The organism is Caballeronia fortuita, from assembly GCF_001544835.2.
GTDB classification, from domain to species: domain Bacteria; phylum Pseudomonadota; class Gammaproteobacteria; order Burkholderiales; family Burkholderiaceae; genus Caballeronia; species Caballeronia fortuita.
On the sequence record NZ_FCNX02000044.1, the window covers coordinates 1 to 2,545 of the forward strand.

2 protein-coding genes are annotated in these 2,545 nt (G+C 61.5%); both read left to right on the plus strand.

The window, feature by feature from the left end:
• Positions 1-160 precede the first annotated feature (160 nt).
• Positions 161-1,654, plus strand: a complete 1,494-nt coding sequence (gene istA, locus AWB77_RS34020; protein WP_061138843.1) for an IS21 family transposase — start codon at positions 161-163, stop codon at positions 1,652-1,654.
• Positions 1,651-2,472, plus strand: a complete 822-nt coding sequence (gene istB, locus AWB77_RS34025) for an IS21-like element helper ATPase IstB (protein WP_061138844.1) — start codon at positions 1,651-1,653, stop codon at positions 2,470-2,472. The genes istA and istB overlap by 4 nt, the downstream gene beginning before the upstream one ends.
• The last annotated feature ends 73 nt before the right edge of the window (positions 2,473-2,545 follow it).

Consider the following 2,545-nt stretch of genomic DNA (forward strand, 5'->3'; position numbering starts at 1 on the left):
TGCGCGGCGACAATCATCTTGGCCGGTATAGCGACAGAGGTTTTGGCCGTTGGTGAGAGGTCGGAGGCGGCGTAGCCGCCGGAGAGCTCTCACCAACGGCGGCGCCGAGTCGGCCGGGTTCTACGATGGCTGATCAAATCAAGAAGAAGCGATCAGCCGCATGTCCGGAACCCGTATTACCGACCAACAGGTTCGCCTCTACATGTCCAAACGCAAACATCACTCTCAGGAGATCGCCGCCGCCAAGGCCGGCATCAGCGTGCGCAGCGCGCGTCGCATAGAACGAGACGCCTTACTGCCATCCCAGAAACCTCGTCGTTACTGGCGTTCCCGTCCCGATCCCTTCGCGGACGTCTGGGATACTGAAGTCGTTCAGATGCTCGCGAACGCGCCGCAACTTCAGGCGGTCACGATCCTGCGCAAGCTGCAGGACGATCATCCCGGGGAGTTTCCCGACAGCACACGCCGCACGCTCGAGCGACGCGTGCGGCACTGGAGGGCGATGTCCGGCCCACCGAAGGAAGTCTTCTTCCCGCAACTGCATGAGCCCGGCGCACGTGGCCTGTCCGACTTTACCAACATGGCCGAACTGCGAGTGACGATCGCTGGCGTGCCGTTCGAACACCGGCTGTATCACTTCGTGCTCGCGTTCTCGCGCTGGGAATACGCCAATGTCGTTGAAGGTGGCGAGAGCTTCGAAGCCCTGTCCATGGGATTGCAGAACGCACTTTGGCAGGCCGGGGGATGTCCGCGCGAGCATCGCACCGACAGTCTGTCAGCGGCGTTTAGAAACCTCGCGGACGAGGACGACTTCACGGTGCGCTATGCGGCGCTGCTTGAGCACTATGGCATGAACGGGACACGCAATAATCGTGGCCTGGCTCACGAGAACGGTAGCGTTGAGTCATCGCATCGTTACCTGAAGGAAGCCGTCGACCAGGCGTTGATGTTGCGCGGTCACCGGGACTTCGTCGATCGTGCGGCCTACGATGAGTTTCTGCGCGAGGTCGTCATGCGTCGCAACCGGCGCAACGCAGCAGCGTTCCGCCTTGAGCGCGAACAGCTCATGGATCTGCCGTCAAGGCGCACCACCGACTTCGTCGAGGAAGAAGCGCGCGTTACACGCTGCAGCACCTTCACGGTACGCGGCATTCTGTACAGCGCGCCATCGCGACTGATCGGTCATCGCCTGAAGGTGCGCGTCTACGGTGACCGGCTCGACTGCTATCTGTCGGGTGCGCTGGTGCATACCACCTCGCGAGGCTCGCGTGCTGGCGACAACCGCCGCGCGCTCGATTACCGACACTTTATTGAGAGCCTCAAACGCAAGCCGCAGGCCTTCAAGGGGCTTGCGTTTCGAGACGAGCTGTTTCCGCGTGAGGCGTATCGCCGGACGTGGGAACAGTTGGAGGCAAGACTGACGCAACGCGAGGCGTGCAAAGTCATCGTTTCATTGCTTGAACTCGCCGCGCTCGATGGCGTCGAGGCCGTGCTGGCCGCGCGCCTCAACGCGTTGCTGGTTGACGGCAAGCTGCCTGATCTGAAGGCTCTGCGCGAGGAGTTCGCGCCGCGTCACGCCGATTGCCCAGTCGTCAATGTCGAGATGCCACCCGCAAGCAGCTATGACGATCTGCTGGGCAAGGAGGTCGCATGAGCACGCCCGCTTACGATGCTGGCCGTCTTGCCTTGATGCTCAACGAACTGCGCCTGCCGACCATCGCCCGCCTATGGCCCGAGTTTGCGGAGCGCTCCGACAAGGAGGGCTGGCAGGCCACGCGGCTGATCGGCGCACTGCTCGAACACGAACTGGCCGAGCGAGCCAAGCGGCGCATCGAACGACACCGTGCTGAGTCGCATCTAGATCCAACCAAGACGCTTGCAACCTTCGACTTCAGCATGGTGCCGATGGTTTCGAAGGCGCACGTCATGGCGCTCGCGACCGGCGATTCGTGGCTTGAGAAAGGCGCCACGGCACTCCTGTTCGGGCCACCCGGGGCCGGCAAAAGTCATCTGGGTTCGGCCATCGGACACGCGCTGATCGACGCCGGCTACCGGGTACTGTTCACACGGACCAGTGAACTCGTGCAGAAGCTGCAGGCTGCACGTCAGAGTCTGCAGTTGCCTTCGGCTCTTGCCAAGCTCGACCGCTTCGACCTGATCATCCTCGACGACCTGTCATATGCCCGGAAGGACCAGGCCGAAACCAGCGTGCTATTCGAACTGATCGCCGAACGATACGAGCGTCGTAGCCTTCTGATCACCGCCAACCAGCCGTTCTCGGGCTGGAATGACGTGTTTCCTGATCCCGGCATGACCGTCGCTGCAATCGACCGGCTCGTCCATCATTCGACGATCTTCGAGATGAATGTCGAAAGCTACCGTCGTCGCACCGCCAGCGACAAACAGAACAGCCGGCGCCGACAATCATCCGGCGACAATCAACAACAAGGAGCGACAACCATGACCGGATAACTACCGACAATCATCCCGGTCGACCGGCCAAGATGATTGTCGGTAAACCGGCCATGCTGCTTGACGCTATCTA

Bases quoted from the DNA above. Each gene is read 5' to 3' on its own strand.
- istA (WP_061138843.1), top strand. From the start codon at position 161: ATGTCCGGAACCCGTATTACCGACCAACAGGTTCGCCTCTACATGTCC.
- istB (WP_061138844.1), top strand. From the start codon at position 1,651: ATGAGCACGCCCGCTTACGATGCTGGCCGTCTTGCCTTGATGCTCAAC.